15 protein-coding genes are annotated in these 17,780 nt (G+C 75.0%); 6 read left to right on the top strand and 9 right to left on the bottom strand.

The window, feature by feature from the left end:
• The first annotated feature begins 189 nt into the window (after positions 1–189).
• Positions 190–1,794, top strand: coding sequence for a CYTH and CHAD domain-containing protein (locus tag NXY84_RS12840; RefSeq protein WP_258723475.1), 1,605 nt, complete (start codon positions 190–192; stop codon positions 1,792–1,794).
• 125 nt (positions 1,795–1,919) lie between these two features.
• On the opposite strand, the gene NXY84_RS12845 is transcribed toward NXY84_RS12840, so the two are convergent.
• Together NXY84_RS12845 and NXY84_RS12850 are read right to left on the bottom strand one after the other, a co-directional pair.
• Positions 1,920–2,870, bottom strand: a complete 951-nt coding sequence (locus NXY84_RS12845) for an SDR family oxidoreductase (RefSeq protein ID WP_258723476.1) — start codon at positions 2,868–2,870, stop codon at positions 1,920–1,922.
• 26 nt (positions 2,871–2,896) lie between these two features.
• Positions 2,897–3,652, bottom strand: coding sequence for a DUF3159 domain-containing protein (locus NXY84_RS12850; protein WP_258723477.1), 756 nt, complete (start codon positions 3,650–3,652; stop codon positions 2,897–2,899).
• Positions 3,653–3,841: 189 nt separating this feature from the next.
• On the opposite strand from NXY84_RS12850, the gene NXY84_RS12855 reads away from it, so the two are divergent.
• Positions 3,842–4,681, top strand: a complete 840-nt coding sequence (locus tag NXY84_RS12855) for a helix-turn-helix transcriptional regulator (protein ID WP_258723478.1) — start codon at positions 3,842–3,844, stop codon at positions 4,679–4,681.
• Positions 4,682–5,001: 320 nt separating this feature from the next.
• On the opposite strand, the gene NXY84_RS12860 is transcribed toward NXY84_RS12855, so the two are convergent.
• From NXY84_RS12860 to NXY84_RS12875, 4 genes are read right to left on the bottom strand one after another with little or no spacing between them, the layout of a single operon-like run.
• Positions 5,002–5,949, bottom strand: coding sequence for a carbohydrate ABC transporter permease (locus NXY84_RS12860; RefSeq protein WP_258723479.1), 948 nt, complete (start codon positions 5,947–5,949; stop codon positions 5,002–5,004).
• Complete coding sequence (locus NXY84_RS12865) at positions 5,949–6,872, bottom strand: carbohydrate ABC transporter permease (protein WP_258723480.1); 924 nt, start codon at positions 6,870–6,872, stop codon at positions 5,949–5,951. Before NXY84_RS12865 ends, NXY84_RS12860 begins: the two co-directional genes overlap by 1 nt.
• Complete coding sequence (locus NXY84_RS12870) at positions 6,872–8,131, bottom strand: ABC transporter substrate-binding protein (protein ID WP_258723481.1); 1,260 nt, start codon at positions 8,129–8,131, stop codon at positions 6,872–6,874. Before NXY84_RS12870 ends, NXY84_RS12865 begins: the two co-directional genes overlap by 1 nt.
• Positions 8,132–8,162: 31 nt before the next feature.
• Positions 8,163–10,337, bottom strand: coding sequence for an alpha-galactosidase (locus tag NXY84_RS12875; RefSeq protein ID WP_258723482.1), 2,175 nt, complete (start codon positions 10,335–10,337; stop codon positions 8,163–8,165).
• Positions 10,338–10,551: 214 nt separating this feature from the next.
• Between NXY84_RS12875 and NXY84_RS12880 the strand changes: the two genes are divergently transcribed.
• The gene (locus NXY84_RS12880; protein WP_258723483.1) at positions 10,552–11,691 is read left to right on the top strand and encodes an ROK family transcriptional regulator; all 1,140 of its coding nucleotides are present in this window, start codon (positions 10,552–10,554) and stop codon (positions 11,689–11,691) included.
• 77 nt (positions 11,692–11,768) lie between these two features.
• On the opposite strand, the gene NXY84_RS12885 is transcribed toward NXY84_RS12880, so the two are convergent.
• Positions 11,769–12,257 carry a GNAT family N-acetyltransferase gene (locus NXY84_RS12885; RefSeq protein WP_258723484.1) on the bottom strand — a complete coding sequence of 163 codons (489 nt, stop codon included), beginning with the start codon at positions 12,255–12,257 and terminating at the stop codon, positions 11,769–11,771.
• A 63-nt stretch (positions 12,258–12,320) separates the two neighbouring features.
• Here NXY84_RS12885 and NXY84_RS12890 point away from each other — a divergent pair, with 63 nt between their 5' ends.
• The 3 genes from NXY84_RS12890 to larC all read left to right on the top strand — a co-directional run bounded on the left by NXY84_RS12890 (position 12,321) and on the right by larC (position 16,127).
• A complete protein-coding gene (locus NXY84_RS12890) occupies positions 12,321–12,998 on the top strand; it encodes a trimeric intracellular cation channel family protein (RefSeq protein ID WP_258723485.1) in 678 nt (225 codons plus the stop codon).
• A gap of 170 nt (positions 12,999–13,168) precedes the next feature.
• Complete coding sequence (gndA, locus tag NXY84_RS12895) at positions 13,169–14,608, top strand: NADP-dependent phosphogluconate dehydrogenase (RefSeq protein WP_258723486.1); 1,440 nt, start codon at positions 13,169–13,171, stop codon at positions 14,606–14,608.
• A gap of 154 nt (positions 14,609–14,762) precedes the next feature.
• Positions 14,763–16,127 carry a nickel pincer cofactor biosynthesis protein LarC gene (gene larC / locus NXY84_RS12900; RefSeq protein ID WP_258723487.1) on the top strand — a complete coding sequence of 455 codons (1,365 nt, stop codon included), beginning with the start codon at positions 14,763–14,765 and terminating at the stop codon, positions 16,125–16,127.
• Between the two features lie 19 nt (positions 16,128–16,146).
• Here the strand turns inward: larC and larB are convergent, their stop codons facing one another.
• Positions 16,147–16,839: a nickel pincer cofactor biosynthesis protein LarB gene (larB, locus tag NXY84_RS12905; protein ID WP_258723488.1), complete on the bottom strand. Its 693-nt coding sequence runs from the start codon at positions 16,837–16,839 to the stop codon at positions 16,147–16,149.
• Entirely contained in the window at positions 16,832–17,713 is an 882-nt protein-coding gene (larE, locus tag NXY84_RS12910) for an ATP-dependent sacrificial sulfur transferase LarE (protein ID WP_258723489.1), read from the bottom strand. Before larE ends, larB begins: the two co-directional genes overlap by 8 nt.
• Between the last annotated feature and the right edge of the window lie 67 nt (positions 17,714–17,780).

A 17,780-nucleotide genomic window follows, 5' to 3' on the forward strand; every position in this document is an offset into this window, starting at 1 on the left:
AGTACCGCGGCGACGGCCTCAGCGGCTGGGCAGACGGTCCTCGCTCCGCCCCAGCTGCCGCGCGCGGGTCCGGAGCTGGCCGAACCCGGACGCCAGTTCACTCGTCGGCGAGACCCGATGACGACGCCGAGGTCCCGGAGCAGGCCCGTCGAGGCGACGGGAGCGCGACGCCGCGGTAAGACTGGACGGATGACCGAGGTCCACCGTGAGATCGAGGCGACGCTCGTCGCCGACGACGCGTTCGACGTGCCGAGCCTGCTGGAGCTGGTGCGGTCCTCCGACGCCGCCACCCCGTGGGTCGAAGGCGAGCCCGCGACCCAGGTGCTGCGCGCGACGTACTACGACACCGACGACCTCGCGCTCGCGCGCCACGGCCTCACGCTGCGCCGGCGCGCCGGGGGCAGCGACTCGGGCTGGCACCTCAAGGTCCCCGACGCGGGTGCGGCGCGGTCCGAGGTCCGTCTGCCTCCCGGTCGCGCCGGCTCCGCGCTGCCGGAGCCGTTGCGCCGCATGGTCCGGGCCCAGACGCTGGACCGGCCCCTCGTGCCCGTCGCGAAGGTCACGACGCGGCGGACGGTGCGCCGGCTGTTCGACGCGACTGACCGCCCGGTGCTCGAGCTGGCCGACGACCGCGTCAGCGCCCGGCGCGTGCTCCCGCTGGGCGGCACGGGCGCCGCCACGGGTCCGGAGATCACGTGGCGCGAGCTCGAGGTCGAGGCCCTGGACGACGGGACCGCGCTGGTGGACGTCGCCGCGGCGGAGCTGGTCTCCCGCGGGCTCCGCCCGGCCCCGCACACGTCCAAGGTGGCGCACGTGCTCGGGCTCGACCCGGGCAGCCAGGCCGGTGACGACGGCGGGCGCTCCCGCCGGCCCGCGAAGCCCGCGAGGTCGGCGAAGGCGGCGCGGGCCGCGACGAGCCAGGTGCCGCTCGCGTACGTGCGCGACCAGGTCGAGCAGCTCCGCACCCAGGACCTGCTGGTCCGGCTCGACGCACCGGGCAGCGTGCACAAGATGCGCGTCGCGACCCGCCGCCTGCGCAGCGCCCTGGTCACCTACCGCAAGGCGTTCGACCGGGACGCCTTGCGGCCGCTCCTCCCGGAGCTGAAGTGGTTCGCGGGGGTGCTCGGAGCGGTGCGCGACGCCGAGGTGATGCGCGAGCGCGTCGTGGACTCCCTGCAGGGGCCGTCCGAGCACCTGCAGGGAGCCGACGCCGGCCCGGACCGCGACCCCGACCTGCGCCCGTGGGACGACGCTCACGCGGCGGCACGCGCGGCCCTGCTGGTCGAGCTCGACGGCGAGCGGTACGGCCGCCTGCTGCACTCGCTCGAGCGCCTCGTGACGGACCCTGCCGTGCCGGAGCGCGGGCGTCGGCCCGCCCGGAAGGTCCTGCGGCGCGGGGTCGCACGGGAGTACGCCGACGTGCGCCGCCTCGTGCGGCGGGCGACCACCGTGAGCGACGAGGCCGAGCGTGAGGACGCCCTGCACGACGCCCGGAAGGCCGCCAAGCGCGCCCGCTACGCGGCGGAGCTCGCCACCGCCGTGTTCGGGGACGAGGCGCGCGCGTTCGCCGCGGCCATGGAGAGCACGCAGGAGGTGCTCGGCCGGCACCAGGACTCGGTCGTGCTCCGGGAGCGCCTGCGCGACCTCGCCGCGAGCGCGACGGACCCGATGACGGCCTTCGACTACGGGCGGCTGCACGCGCTCGAGCAGGTCCGCGCACGCGAGGCGGAGGACCGGCTGCCGTCGGTCTGGCGCAAGGCGAGCCGCAAGCGCCTGCGCCGCTGGCTGCGGTGACGCCGGCCGCGCCGCTGTGACGTCGACGTTGCGGTGACGCCGGCGTTGCGGTGACGCCGGCGTTGCGGTGACGTCGCCGTTGCGGTGACGCCGGCGGGCCGGGGCGCAGGCCCCCGGCCCGCCGCTCACACCGCCGCCACCCCCGCGAACGACACGCCCGCCAGCTCCTCCGAGACCCTCCAGACCCGCTCCGCCTCCGCGGGGTCGCGAAGCGGGCGGAACAGGGCGTGCTCCGCCGGGCCGCCGCCCAGGTGCCCCGGTCCCGCCGGTCCGTAGAGCCGCCCGCCGACGGCCTGCGGGGACGTCGCGGCGAGCAGCGCGGGCAACGGCGCGCTGTCGACGGTCCCCACGAGGATCCCGGCCCTGGACAGCCTGCGGATCAGCGCGATCTGCGGGGTGTCCCGGTCCCGGCCGATCTCCGGGCGCGCGGTGAGCAGGCTGGTCGGTGCCACCCCGGGGTGCGACAGGGTGCTGGTGATCCCCCACCCGCCGGCGCTGCTCCGGCGCTCGAGCTCGAGCGCGAAGAGCCCGAAGGCGATCTTGGACTGGCTGTACGCCCGCCGACCGTCGTAGGAGCTCTCCCAGTTGACGTCGGCCCAGTGCACCTCCCCGCTCCGCGCGGCGACGCTGAGCTGCGAGACGACGCGCGCTCGCCCGGCGGTCAGCAGCGGCAGGAGGTGGGCGACGAGCGCGACGTGGGCGAGGTGGTTCGTGCCGAGCTGGAGCTCGAACCCGTCGTGCGTGGTCTGCCGTTCGGGCGGGGTCATGACCCCGGCGTTGTTCACGAGCAGGTGGATCGGCAGGCCCTCGTCGCCCAGGCGCCGCCCGAGAGCGGCGACGGACCCGAGGGACGCGAGGTCGAGGTCCCGCAACGACACGCGGGCAGCCGGGTGCTCGCGGCGGATCCGGTCCACCGCGGCCGCGCCCTTGGCGCTGCTGCGGACCGGGAGGACCACCTCGGCGCCAGCGGCGGCGAGACGGCGCGCGATGCCGAGGCCGATCCCGTCGCTGCCGCCGGTGACGAGCGCGCGGCGGCCGGACAGGTCGGGCAGGGTCAGGTGAGGGGGACGCGGCATGGTTCGGCTCCTGTGCTCGGGGGTCGTCAGCGGGTGGTGGGTGTCGAGAGGGCAGGTGCGGTGCGCGGGCGCGCGGCCAGCCGGCGGGCGACGACGAGCGTCACCGCGAAGTGGAGGGCGAACAGCGTGGTGGCCCCGACCTGGATCGCGGCGAGCACCGCGGGCTCGTCGGCGACGTAGAAGACGACCCGCAGGACGAGGTTCGCCGCCGCCATGGCGAGGCCGACGAGCGAGCTGACGACGTAGGCACGCCGGAGCGCCGGGTGCCGGCGCCAGTCGCGCGGGCCGCCCGAGAGACGGTTCACCATGACCCCGGCGAGCGGCCGGCCGGCGACGAACGAGATGACGTACGCGACGACGAAGACCGCCGGGAGCACCATCGTGGGCAGGAAGAACGCGCGCGCCTCGCCGGCGACGGCCGCGACCGTCGCGCACACCGCCGCGACGAGCAGACCGGCGAGCGCCGACCCGGGCGACTCGCGGCGGGCCAGCCGTACGGCGCAGGCTGTCACGGCGGTGACGCCGAGCGCCACGAACGCCGGCCCGAGCCCCGCGACAGCGTCCGCAGCCACGAAGGCGATCGTCGGTGCCGCCGCCGTGGCGAGGCCGAGCGGCCCGCCGACGCGCTCGAGGGTCCGTCGGGTGGCGGCACGGGCCGCGGACTGCACCACGGGCTCGGGCAGCCCGAGCACGCTCCGGGCGGTCGCGCTGGGACTCGAGCGCGCGCCGCCGGGATCGGCGTGCGCGAGCCCGGGCTGGGCGGTGGTCGGCAGGTAGGTCACGGGACTCTCCTCGGTCGGGGTGTGCAGCCAGCCTCACGGCGGCCGCAGCTCGGAGCCAGGGCCTGCCGATCCGTGCCTGCGCGGGGTGTGCAGGGCGCAGCGTGCTGAGGGGGGGATCGCCGGGCCGTGGCAGCGAGGCGGGCGCGCGGGGTAGGAACGGGACGCACCGATCCGACGAAGGGTGGACCCGTGATCGACAGGACAGGGCTGGCGGGGTTCCTGCGCCGCCGCCGGCAGGCGCTGCAACCGCACGACGTGGGCCTGCCGCGGGGGCAGCGGCGACGGACGGCGGGGCTGCGGCGCGAGGAGGTCGCCGCGCTGTGCCACATGTCGACCGACTACTACGCGCGGCTCGAGCGGGAGCGCGGTCCCCAGCCGTCCGAGCAGATGATCGCCTCGATCGCCCAGGGCCTGCACCTCAGCCTCGACGAGCGCGACCACCTGTTCCGCCTCGCCGGGCACCAGCCGCCGCCGCGCGGGGCGCAGAGCGAGCACGTCAGCCCCGGCCTGCTCCGCATCCTCGACCGCCTGCCCGACACACCGGCCGAGATCGTGACCGAGCTCGGCGAGACCCTGCGGCAGACGCCGCTGGGCACGGCCCTGACCGGCGACACGACCGCGTACACGGGCCCGGCACGCAGCCTCGGGTACCGGTGGTTCACGGACCCGGCTGCCCGCGAGCTCTACGCCGCCGAGGACCACCCGTTCCTGTCCCGGCTGTACGCGTCGCACCTGCGCACGCTCGTGACGCTGCGGGGCCCCGGCTCGCGGGCAGCTCTCCTGGCGGACCTCGCGCTCGCGGAGAGCGAGGAGCTGCGGCGCCTGTGGGACACCCACGAGGTCGGCCTCGTGCCCCACGACGTCAAGCGGCTCGTGCACCCCGAGGTCGGTGCGCTCGAGCTGCACTGCCAGACGCTGCTGGACCCGCAGCAGTCGCACCTGCTCCTCGTGTACACCGCGGCGCCCGGCACCGAGAGCTACGACAAGCTGCAGCTGCTCTCCGTCCTCGGCTCCCGGCCGCTCGGCTGACGAGTCCGGGGGTCGCCGTCCCGCCGCTCGACGCCGGGAGGCCCGGACGGTCGACCGCGTCGGGGCCGGCCGGCCCGCTCGGACGTGGACCGCCGAGGTCGGATCTCGGGGGCGACGAGCACCCCGTCCCCGATCCGGGGCCGCTCGGCGAACCCGAACGCCGCGACGAGCCAGGCGACCGCCGCCGGCACGTCGGACAGAGCCCCGACCCGGTCCGCGCCTCACCCCGGCGCCCGCCGCGCCCCGACGCCCTCGAGTGCGCCGCGACGCCCTCGTCGCACGCGGCGGCGAGGGCGTCGTGGCGTCCGGTCAGCGCGCCGTCACTTGATCGCGCCGCGTGTGACGCCCGAGATGACCCACCGCTGGGCGATCACGTAGACGACGAGCAGCGGTGCCATCGCCATGAGGTAGGACGCGAAGGCCACCGTGTAGTTCGTCGTGAACTGGCTCTGGAACACGTACTGCACGAGCGGCAGCGTCGCGCCCCGGGGGTCCGAGACGATGACCAGCGGGAGCAGGAAGTCGTTCCACGCCCACAGGCACGTGAGGATCCCGACCGTCGCGTTCATCGGGGACAGCAGCGGGAAGATGATCTTCCAGAACAGCGTCCACGTGCTCGCGCCGTCGACGATGGCGGCTTCCTCGAGCTCCCGCGGGATCGAGTTGATGTACGCGACGAAGATGAAGATGTTGAACGACAGGCCGTACACCACGTACAGCAGGATCAGGCCGACCTGGTTGTCGAGCCCCAGCAGCGCCGTCTGCTTGGCGACGGGCAGCATGAGGATCGGGAACGGCACGAACAGCGCCGAGATGAAGTAGAAGAACAGGCCCTTGAACAGCCGCCGGTGCATGTTCCGGGCGATCGCGTAGGCGACCATCGAGTTCGTCAGGAGCGTCAGGACGACCGCACCGACCGTGATCACCGCGCTGTTCAGGGCGGTGCGGGGGAACTCGGTGAGCTGCCAGGCCTCCGCGAAGTTGCCCCACGCGAACTCGGTCGGGAACGCGAACCCCGTGCCGCCCAGCTGGTCCTGGGTCTTGAGCGCCGTGACGACCGTGAAGTAGAGCGGGACGAGGATCGTCAGGCTCAGCACGACCAGCAGCGCGGTGAGCCACCAGTTGACGCGGTACTCCTCCCGTGACTTCCGGGGGCGTCGCGTCCTGCCCCCGGGCCGGCCGGGCAGGTCCGGGCCGTCCGGGTCGGCGCCGCGCGCGGGCCGCGGGGGTGCGGCGATGGTGTTCGGTCCACTCGTCGGCGTGGTCATCACACGGACACCTCTCTGCGCTGCAGGACCCGGAGCTGGACGACCGCGAACGCGACGATCACGATCATGAACAGGACCGCGTTGGCGAGCTGGTAGCCGTACTCGCCGCCCTGGAACCCGCCGCGGTAGATGAGCACGCCCACGGACTGGGTCGAGGTCCCGGGCCCGCCGTTCGTCAGGGCGATGATGTGGTCGAACACCTGCAGGAAGCTCTTCAGCGCGAGCACCATGTTGATCGTGAAGAAGCCGGCGATCATCGGGAACGTGATGCTGCGGAACTGCCGCCAGGAGCTCGCGCCGTCGAGCGACGCGGCCTCGTAGAGCTCCCCCGGCACGGTCTGGAGACCGGCGAGGTAGATGATGATGTTGAACGCGGTGGCCTGCCAGACGGCGAGGACCAGGATGCCGACCCAGGCGAGCTGCGGGTCGGCGAGGATCGACGTCGACAGCCGGTCGATCCCGAGCGCCGTGGCGATCGCGGGCAGCGAGCCCGAGAAGAGGTACTGGAACACGTACCCGATGACGAGGATCGAGAGCACGTTGGGCACGAAGTACGCGCCCCGCAGCGTGTTCTTCCACTTGATCTTCCCGTTCAGCCCGATCGCGACCGCCAGGGCGATCGCGTTGACCAGGATCGTCGCCAGGAGCGCGAACCGGAAGGTGAAGCCGTACGCCGCACGCACCTGCGGGTCGGCGAACAGCGCGACGTAGTTCTCGAGCCCCACGAAGCTCCAGTCCCCGTAGCCCGGGGAGTCGGTGAAGCTGTAGAACACGCCCTGGAGCACGGGGACGGTGTGGAACACGAGGAACAGCACGACCGCCGGCAGGACCATCCAGTAGAACGTGCGCGGTATGCGGTTCCGGTCGGGCCGGTGGGCCGGCGCACCGGTCCGCCGGGCGGGGGCCTGGGTCGACGTGGCCATCAGGAGCTCACCGCCCCGAGGCCCCAGGTGCGGCGCTGCGCGACGCGGTCCCACGCGCCGTCGAGCCCGTCGAGGAACGCGTCGGCGTCCTTGTCGATCAGGAGCTGCTGCAGCAGCGGCCCGAGCGGGATCGCGGGGATGAACTGGTGGTCGTCGAATCCCACGAGACGCTCCTCGTCGATGTAGGGCTGGATCCCGGCGAGCGCCGGGTCCGGGTTGCTCGCGCCCTCGAGCGCGGGGATCGCGACCTGCTGCTCGGCGTAGTCCTGCACCGCGCCGGGCTCCATCAGGAACTCGATGAAGCGGCGCGACTCCTCGGGGTGCGCGCCGCCGGCGCCCGCGGTCACGAGCACGTCGACCCCCGAGACGAGCCGGGTGTCGGCCGGGTCGTCCGTCGCCGGGAGCGGGAAGCTGCCGACGGTGAAGTCCGGCTCGAAGCTGCGGATCTGCGGGACGGCGTAGCTTCCCAGCAGGAGCATCGCGGACTCCCCCGCCGCGAACGCCACGGTGCCCTCCTGGTACCCGAAGGCCGCGGGGTTCGGCTGGGTGTACTCGAACAGCTCGAGCTCCTTCTCCGCGGCCTCGCGCCAGCCCTCGGCGAACGTGGCGTCACCCGCGAACCGGGCCTCGAAGAAGCCCTCGGGCGCGGTCTGCGCGGTGAGCGGCGCGAGCGGCGCCTGCGCGGTCCACGCGTCGGCGAGCATCGCGTAGAACGGCGTGACGCCCGCGGCCTGGAACGTCTGCGCCGCGGCGATCAGCTCGTCCCAGGTCTGCGGGACCTCGACGCCCTGCTGCTCGAAGAGCTCGACGTTGTACAGCACGCCGCTCGCATTCGCGGCGAACGGGATGCCGTTGACGGCGCCCTCCCCGCTCGCGCCGAGGTCCTGCAGGATCTCGACGTAGCCCTCGTTGAGGTCCTCGAGGAGCGGGTCGCCCGCGTAGTTCTCGAAGATGCCCGCCGAGGCGAGCTCTCCGAACGTGCCGTTGCCGTTGAGCGTGAGCACGTCCGGCACGTCGTTCTTGACCAGGCGGGTGCGCAGCGCGGTCTCGGGGTCGGGGACGTTGTCGACGACGACGTCGATGTCCGGGTTCTGCGCCTCGAACTCCGCGGCGCGCTGCTCGAAGTACGCGACGGCCTCGGGCTTGAACTGGAAGAACGTGAGCTCCGTGCGCTCGCCGGACCCGCCGGCGCACGCGGTGAGCGCGGAGGCGGCGAGCCCGACGACGAGGAGCCTCGCGACGGTGCGGGGTGGTGCCATGACGGGTGCCCCTTCCGGGGGGTCGACGGGCTCAGTCGGCGGTCGGGCCGCTGGGTGCCCGGCGCACGTGCAGCAGCACGAGGCGCTCGGGGAAGAGCGACGGGACCTGGATCCCGACCGCCGCGAGGGTGCGGCCGCTGAGCCGCGTGCCGTCCGTCCACCAGGGGACGGGGTAGATCGCGTCCCCGTGCGCGGCGGCGTCGCCAGGCGGCAGCGGCCGCACGTCGTACGTCGCGGCGGGGTCGAGACCGGGGAGCCGGACGCGCCCCGGAGGGCTCGTGGCCGAGGTGCCGAGCGTCACGACGGCGAAGACCGCCTCCTTGCCGTCCTGCGCGACGACACCGTGCACCCACAGCGAGGGGTCCGGCGTGTCCGCGTGCACGACGGTGCCGCTGTGCAGCAGCGCGCGGTGCTCCTGGTGCACGCGCACCCAGGTGGCCAGCGCGGCGACGTCCGCGTCGTCCGCCCGGGTCAGGTCCCACTCGATGCCCAGGTGGGAGAAGAACGCGGTCCCCGCGCGGAACCCGAGCACGTGCGTGCGCCCGGTCGTGTGCGCCGTCGGGGCGCCGACGTGCGAGCCGATCATCTCGGGCGGCAGCAGCAGACCCATCCCGGCCTCGATGCCCTGCCGCTCGAGCGCGTCGATCGTGTCCGACGCCCACACGCGCTCGGCGCGCTCCATGATCCCGAGGTCGGTGCGCCCGCCCCCGCCCGCGCAGGACTCGATCTCCAGCCCGGGGTGACGGGCGCGCAGCTCGTCGAGCAGCCGGTAGGTCGCGAGCGTCTGCTCGTGCACGCCGGCGCGCCCGGTCGGCCACAGGCCGGCGTCGATCAGGTCGCGGTTGTGGTCCCACTTGACGTAGTCGACCGGGTGCTCGGTGAGGATCGCGTCGATCCGCTCGAGCACGTGCGCGTACGCGTCGGGGTGCGCGAGGTTGAGGACCTGCTGGTGGCGCGCGGACGGGCCGAGCCGCCCGCCGGTCTGCAGCAGCCACTCGGGGTGCGCCCGGGCGAGGTCGGAGTCGGGGTTGACCATCTCGGGCTCGAACCACAGCCCGAACTGCATCCCGAGACCGCGCACGTGGTCGACGAGAGGCCCGAGGCCGTCGGGCCAGACGTCCTCGTCGACGTACCAGTCGCCGAGCCCCGCGGTGTCGTCGCGCCGGCCACGGAACCAGCCGTCGTCGAGCACGTAGCGCTCGACACCGAGTGCGGCCGCCCGGTCGGCGAGCGTGCGGAGCCGGTCGAGGTCGTGGTCGAAGTAGACGGCCTCCCAGACGTTGAGCAGCACGGGGCGCGGCGTGCGCGGGTGCTGTGGACGTGAGCGCAGGTGCGTGTGGAACCGTCCCGCGAGCTCGTCGAGCCCGACGCCGTACGAGCCGTACACCCACGGGCTCGCGTACGTCTCCCCCGTTGCGAGCCGCACCTCCCCCATGAGCAGCAGCTCGCCGGCCCCGAGCAGCCGGACGCCCGACGACGTCCGCTCGGCGAGCGTGCGGGTGTTGCCGGACCACGCGACGTGCACGCCCCACACCTCGCCCGACCGGTAGCCGAAGCCCGTCCGACCGGCGAGCAGCAGCACGGTGGCGTCGTGCGCCCGGCCGCGTCGGCTCTCGCGCAGCCGGGTGCCGACGTCGAACGGTGCGCGCTGCGGCGAGCGCTCGCGCAGGTGGCGCCCGGTGAAGTCGAGCACCTCGTCGGCCTCGGACGGCACGGGGAGCATCACGTCGAGCGAACCCACGGTGTAGGTCCCGTCGCCCGTGCTGGTGAGGCTGCTCCGTGTCCGCAGGAGCCCGCTGCCGAGGAGCTCGAGCTCGAGCGCGAGGCCGAGCCCGGCGACGTCGTCGCGTGCCGTGACCCGCACGCGGTGCTCGACGCCGGCCTCGGGGCGCCGCGCGTGCTCGGTCCGGGCGGAGGCGAACGCGACGGAGAAGTCGGCGCCGTCGCGGTGCCCCGTGATCCCGGGCGTCCCGAGCCAGCCGAGCGACTGCTCGGGGAGCAGCGAGACGGGCACCGGGGCGTCGGTCGAGCCGGGCGCGAGCGGGGGGACGCTCGCGGCGCGCAGGTCGGCGAGCTCGTCGTCGGGGAGGTCGCCGAGGTCGGCGCCCCAGTGCAGGACGCGGGGCAGACGCTCGCCCTCGACGTCGAGCACGAGGCTCACGCCCGCGGAGCGCAGGTGCAGCAGGAGGGGGTGCGACGGTGCCACAGGAGTCCAGACGTTGGTCCGATCGGATGACTCCGAGTGTTGCTCCGGAAGTCCCGAAGCGTCAAGCGGAGACCTGCATCACACAATGCGGCATCTGCGCGCCCGCTGGACTTCCGTGACGGAGGTATCGTGGTCCTCGGCCAGCCCCAGGGGCTGGCAGGATGCTGCGCGCAGCGGGCGTGCGACGGGCGGGACCGGGTGCGGAGGAGAAGACATGACCGACGTCACCGCGTGGACGCCCGCCGGTGGATCGACGCGCGACGTCGCGCTCGAGGTGCTGCTGCACGGCCCGCTCTCGCGCACCGAGCTCGCGCGCCGCCTTGAGCTCTCGCAGGCGAGCCTCACCCGGCTCACCAAGCCGCTGCTCGAGTCCGGCATGCTCGTCGAGACCGAGCCGGCGCGGGACCCGGCGACCGGCCGTCCGGCGCGTCCGCTCGACGTCGTCCCGGGGTCGCACCACTTCGCCGGCGTGAAGCTCACGGGAGACGCCGTACACGCGGTGCTCGTCGACCTGCGCGGCATGGTGCTCGCGCACGCGAGCGCGCCCCTCACGGAGCACGACCCGGACCACGTCCTCGGCGTGGTGGCCGCCCTGACCCGCGACCTCGCCGGCGGCTCGGACGTCACCGGGCTCGGCATCGCGCTCGGCGGCCACTCCCCCGACCACCGCTCGGTGCGCAGCGCGCCGTTCCTCGGCTGGGACGACGTCGCGGTCGCAACCCGTGCCGAGCAGGCGACCGGCCTGCCGACGGTCGTCGAGAACGACGTCGTGGCGCTCACGACCGCGGAGCACTGGTTCGGCGCCGGCCGCGGCCTGCGCAGCCTGGCCGTCCTCACGATCGGCGCGGGGGTCGGCTACGGGCTCGTGCAGCACGGGCGGCTCGTGACCCACCGGGACAGCGGCCTGGGGCTCGTCGGGCACTACCCGCTCGACCCCAACGGCGCGGTCTGCTTCGCAGGGCACCGCGGCTGCGCGAGCGCGATGCTCACGATCCCGTCGCTCACGGCCCAGGCGACGGTCGCCCTCGGCCGGCCGGTCGCCTACGACGAGCTGCTCACGCTCGCGCGCGACGACGAGCCCGCGGCGCGGCTGATCGTGCGCGACGCCGTCGGTGCGCTCGGCCGGCTCGTCGCCGCGGTCGCCAACCTCACGATGCCCGAGCGCGTCGTGGTGACCGGCGAGGGGGTCGCCCTCGTCGACGCCGACCCGGCGGCGCTGCGGGTGGCCGTGGCGCGCGACCGGGACCCGCGCACCTCGCCGCTCGATCTCGTGACCCGGCCCGGCGACTTCACCCAGTGGGCCCGGGGCGCGGGCGTCGTCGCGATCCAGGACTTCGTGCTCCGGGCGCCCTGAGCGTCCTGGCGCAGGTCGCCCGGGCCGGACCGCCCGGGGTCGGCACGAGGAGGGCGGCCGCGGGAGGTCACCCGCGGTCAGCCGGCCGCGGCGCCCGGCCCGGGACCGAGATCGCACCGCATCCGGAAGTTCGTCAGCTCGACCCCCCGGAGCACGGGGTGCTGCTCGGCGACGACCACGAAGCCGTGCGCCTCGAAGGCCGGCCGCGCGGTCAGGCTCGCGTTCGTCGTGAGCTCGTGCGCCCCCAGCTCCACGGCCGTCGCCCGCGCCCAGCGCAGGAGCGCGGAGCCGACACCCTGCCGCGCGACGTCGGGCTCCACGAAGAGCATGTCGACGTACCCGTCCTCGTCGACGTCCGTGAAGCCCACGACGCGGCCGTCGGCCTCCGCGACCTGGGTCCGGGCCGCCGCGCGTCGACCGGCCCAGACCACCGGGTCGATGTCCGGGCTCGCCCACGCGTCGACCTGCTCCGCGGTGTAGTCGCGGCTCGCGAGGAGCCGGATCGCGCGGTGGAACACGTCGAGCGTCGCGGCGGCGTCGTCGTCGCGGTACGGGCGCAGGTGCACGTCCCGAGCGTAGCCAGCGGGCGTGGCCCTGCCGGGGCACCGAGCGTGCGGTAGACCCGTGTCGTGACCACCACGACGACCGTGCTCGTCGTGCTCGACCTGGTAGGCACGTTCGCGTTCGCACTGACCGGCGGGCTCACCGCGATCCGCGTGGCGCACGTCGACATCGTCGGCGTCGTGACGCTCGCGGCGATCACCGCGGTCGGCGGCGGCATCCTGCGCGACGTCCTGCTCGGCGCCCTGCCGCCCGCGACGTTCGTGGACTGGCGCTACCTGACCGTCGCCACCGGCGGAGGGCTGGTCGCCTTCGCGTTCAGCCGCGGGCTCAGCCGGTTCAGCAACCCGATCGAGGTGCTCGACGCCGCGGGCCTGAGCCTCTTCGCGGTGACCGGGGCGGGGCGGGCGCTCGAGCTCGGCGCCGGGCCGATGCAGGCGATCATCCTCGGGGCCGTCACCGGGGTCGGCGGAGGGACGCTGCGCGACGTGCTGGTCCGGCAGGTCCCGAGCGTGCTGAGCAGCGGCGTCTACGCGATCCCGGCGCTCGTCGGCGCGGCCCTCGCCGTCGCCGCGGCGACGGGCGGGGTCGACGAGGTGCTCGGTCTCCCGGCGGCGCTCGGAGCGGCCGCGGCGTGCTTCACGATCCGGATGGTCGGCCTGCACCTCGGCCTGCACGCTCCACGCCCGCCGGGTACCGACCGGGGGACGACGCCCGGGCGTGACGGCCGCGCCGGAGCCGGGTGACGGCACGTGGCGCAGCGCCCGTGGCGGGGCCCGCGGCCCGGGCAAGTCGCGACAACCGCTTGCCGCGCACGTGGCCCGCGGCGGTCAATGGGGTGCGGGACGTCGGCACGTCCCCGCGGCGTCCGGGCACGTCCCCGGGACCGTCACGCTCACGAGGAGAGGATCGTGCGATGCCCGGAGGAGCTGCTCAGATCGGTGTGACGGGTCTGGCTGTGATGGGTCGGAACCTGGCGCGGAACTTCGCGCGGCACGGGTACACGGTCGCGGTGCACAACCGGTCCTGGGCCAAGACCGAGTCGCTGGTCGCCGAGCACGGGGACGAGGGGACGTTCGTGGCCTCGGAGTCGATGGCGGACTTCGTGGCCTCGCTGGCCCGTCCGCGCAAGGTGGTGGTCATGGTCAAGGCCGGTCCGGCCACCGACGCGGTGATCGCCGAGCTGGTCCCGCTCCTGGAGGCGGGGGACATCGTGATCGACGCGGGCAACGCCCACTTCCCGGACACGGTGCGCCGGGAGGGCGAGCTCAAGGCCCACGGCCTGCACTTCGTCGGGTCCGGGGTCTCCGGCGGGGAGGAGGGCGCGCTGCTGGGTCCCTCGATCATGCCCGGTGGGTCGCGGGAGTCCTATGCGGTGCTGGGCCCGATCCTGGAGGACATCGCCGCGAAGGTCGATGGGGTGCCGTGCTGCACGTATGTGGGGCCGGAGGGTGCGGGGCACTTCGTGAAGATGGTGCACAACGGCATCGAGTACGCCGACATGCAGCTCATCGCGGAGGCCTACGACCTGCTCAAGCAGGGCCTGGGCGCCTCGGCCGCGCAGATCGGGGAGATCTTCCGGACCTGGAACGAAGGGGACCTGGAGTCGTTCCTGATCGAGATCACCGCCGAGGTGCTCACCCACACCGACGCGGCCACGGGTCAGGCGTTCGTCGACGTGGTCCTCGACCGCGCGGAGCAGAAGGGCACCGGGCGCTGGACCGTGCAGAACGCCCTCGACCTGGGGGTCCCGATCACCGGCATCGCGGAGGCCACGTTCGCCCGGGCGTTGTCGGGGTCGGTCCCGCAGCGCACCGCCGCCGCCGGCACCCTGGTCGGGCACGCCGAGCCGTTCGAGGTCACCGACCGGGACGCGTTCATCGAGGACGTGCGCCTGGCCCTGTACGCCTCCAAGGTCGTCGCGTACTCGCAGGGCTTCGACCAGATCGCGGCGGCGTCCGAGCAGTTCGGGTGGGGCATCGACCGCGGCGCCATGGCCCGGATCTGGCGGGGCGGGTGCATCATCCGGGCCCGGTTCCTCAACCGGATCACCGAGGCCTACGAACGCGACGCGAACCTGCCGCTCCTGCTCGCCGACCCCTACTTCGTCGGCGCGGTCGGCAACGGCGTGGCCGCCTGGCGCCGGATCGTGGCCGCCGCCGCGTTCGCGGGCGTGCCGACCCCGGCGTTCTCCTCCTCGCTCGCGTACTACGACGGGGTCCGCGCCGAGCGGCTGCCCGCCAACCTCATCCAGGCCCAGCGCGACTTCTTCGGCGCGCACACCTACCAGCGCACCGACCGCGAGGGCACCTTCCACACCGAGTGGACCCGCGACCGCACCGAGACCCCCGCGTGAGCGACGAGCCGACCTCACCCTGCCGGGGTGCCCGCGCCCCGAGCGCCGACGATCCCGACCGCTGGCGTCCGGGCTCGTCCCGTGCGCCGGGGGGCGCGCGCGCTGCGGCGGCCCCGCCGTTGCCGCAGGTCAGGGCGCACGGCAGGGTGGCGGCATGACCGTCGAACCCCAGGTGTCCACCGGCGGCACCGGTCGCGTGCTCTGGGTCGACGCGTCCGCCGGGGTCGCGGGCGACATGCTGCTCGGCGCTCTCGTCGACGCGGGCGTCGCGCTCGACGCGCTGCAGGCTGCCGTCGACGCCGTTATCCCGGGCTCCGTCCGGCTCACGGCGTCGACCGTCACCCGCGCCGGGCTGCGCGCCACCAAGGTCGAGGTCGAGGTGCTCGTCGACGACCCGCCGCACCGCACGTGGTCGACCATCCGCGCGCTGCTCGACGAGGCCGACCTCGACCCGCCGGTCCGCACCGCGGCCCTCGCGGCGTTCGCGCGCCTCGCCGACGCCGAGGGCCGCGTGCACGGCGTCCCGCCCGAGGACGTGCACTTCCACGAGGTCGGGGCGCTCGACGCGATCGCGGACGTGGTCGGCTCGTGCGCCGGGGTCGCGAGCCTCGGCGCGGCGCACGTCGTCGTCTCCCCCGTCGCGCTCGGCTCGGGCACGATCGAGGCGCACCACGGGACCCTGCCGGTGCCCGCGCCCGCGGTGCTCGAGCTGGCGCGCGGCTGGGACGTCGTCGCGGGCGGCCGGGGTGAGCTCGCGACGCCCACGGGCCTCGCGCTCGTGACCGCGCTGGCCTCCGAGTCCGGCCCCTTGCCCGCCATGCGCGTCGAGCGCACCGGCATCGGGGCGGGCACGCGGGACCGGCCCGACCGCGCCAACGTGCTGCGGCTCGCGCTCGGCACCGGGGCGCACCTCGGCGCGCCGCACGCCGGGTCGCGGCCGCACACCGAGCCCGCCGTCCTGCTCGAGACCAACGTCGACGACCTCGACCCGCGGCTGTGGCCCGGGGTTCTCGCGCACCTCCTCGCCGCCGGGGCGTCCGACGCGTGGCTCACCCCGATCCTCATGAAGAAGGGTCGCCCGGCGCACACGCTCCACGTGCTCGCCGACCCGTCCGTCGCCGACGCGCTCCGGGCGGTCGTCCTCGCCCACACGACGACGCTCGGGGTCCGGGTGAGCACCGTCGAGAAGGACGTGCTCGACCGGGCCTGGGTCCCGGTGCGGGTCGACGTGACGACCGCCGGTGCCGGTCCCCGCGCCGAGGCCGGCCACGGGCACCCGCACCCTCACGCGGTTGTCGCCCCGACCGACATGGGAGCGCCGGGCACCGGCGTCGTGCGGATCAAGGTCGGTCACCGCGCGGGCCTCGTCGTCCAGGCGATGCCGGAGTTCGAGGACGTGGCTGCCCTGGCGGACGCCACCGGCGTGCCGGCCGCCCGCGTGCTGGCCGACGCGCACGCAGCCGCGGAGGCCGCCGGGCTGGTCGCGGGTGCGTCCTGGGACGGCAGCCGGGCGGGGTGAGCCTCGCAGCGGCTCGCGGTCAGCCCGAGTGCCCCCACGGCGCCGCGACCTGCGCGGCGAGGTGCCCGGCGCCGTAGCCGTTGTCGATGTTGACCACGGCGACGCCCGGGGCGCACGCGTTGAGCATCGTGAGCAGCGGCGCCAGCCCCTCGAACGCCGCGCCGTAGCCGACCGACGTGGGCACCGCGACGACGGGCGCCTCGACGAGCCCCGCGACGACGCCGGGCAGCGCGCCGTCCATACCGGCGACCACCACGAGCGCCCGGGCCGAGCGCACGAGGTCGAGGTGCCCGAGCACGCGGTGCAGGCCCGCGACCCCGACGTCGACCACGGTCTCGACGGGACGCCCGAGGTGGCGGGCGGTGAGCGCCGCCTCGCGCGCGACCGGGAGGTCGGACGTCCCGGCGGCGAGCACCACGACGAGGCCCCCCGTCGCCTCGGGCGGCTCCCCCGGCCACGCGACCAGCCGCGCGTCGGGGTCGTGCGCCGCCCCCGGGAGCTCCGCGAGGAGCACGTCGACCTGGGCGTCGGTCACGCGGGTGAAGAGCGTCCGCGCGTCGCGCGTGCGGACCTGGACCGCGATGACGCGCACCTGCTCGACGGACTTCGACTCGCACAGCACGGCCTCGGGGAACCCGCGGCGTCGGGCCCGGTCGTGGTCGAGCTCGACGAAGTCCGCGAGCGCCGGCGGCGGCGCCCAGCGCTCAGCCACCGCGCACCCCGACGAGCGGGAGCGTGAACGCACCGGACTGGACGCCCGCGAGGTCGAGCGCGACGAACCGGAAGCCCGCCGAGCGCACGGCCCGCCACACCTCGTCGCGCAGCGGGTCGCCCACGACGGCCGCGAGGTCGCGCACCGGGACCTCGAGCCGGGCGACGTCGCCGTGGTGCCGCACGCGCAGGTCCCCGAGCCCGAGGCGCCGGAGCTCGGCCTCGGCGGCCTCGACCTGCGCGAGCTTCTCGGGGGTGACCTCCTCGAAGTGCGGGATCCGCGACGCGAGGCAGGGCGCCGCGGGCTTGTCGGCGGAGGGCAGCGCGAGCGCGTGCGCGACCCGCCGCACCGCCGCCTTGTCGAGCCCGGCGTCGGCGAGCGGGCGCAGCACCCGGTGCTCGGTCGCCGCCCGGGAGCCGGGCCGGTCCGGGCGGCGCGCGTCGTCGGCGTTCTCGCCGTAGGCCACGGCGGTGAGCCCGTGCGCGGCGACGACGTCCGCGCCGATGCGCGTGAACAGCTCGTCCTTGCAGAAGAAGCAGCGGTCCGGCCCGTTCCGCCGGTACTCCGGGTTGTCGCCCTCGTGGGTCTCGACCTCGACGAGCGGTGCGCCGACGACCCGGGCGACGTCGTGCGACGCGGCCCGCTCGTCGGACGCGAGGCTCGGCGAGACGCCCAGGACCGCCACGACGCGCGCCGCGCCGAGCGCCTCGGCCGCCAGGGCCAGCACGACGGACGAGTCGACCCCGCCCGAGAACGCGACGCCGAGGCGCCCGGACGGCACGGCGGACCGCAGCGCGGTCGAGAGGTTCTCGACGGCATCGCGGTCCTCGTCCTCCAGGAGCCGCAGCCAGGGCCGCTCGACGTTCCGGGGCATCAGGCCTCCTGAGCGGGGATCGGGCGGGTCACGACCACGCTCTCGGCGCGGCCGCGGGCGACCTCTC

It is taken from the genome of Cellulomonas sp. NS3, assembly GCF_024757985.1.
Taxonomy (GTDB): Bacteria; Actinomycetota; Actinomycetes; order Actinomycetales; family Cellulomonadaceae; genus Cellulomonas_A.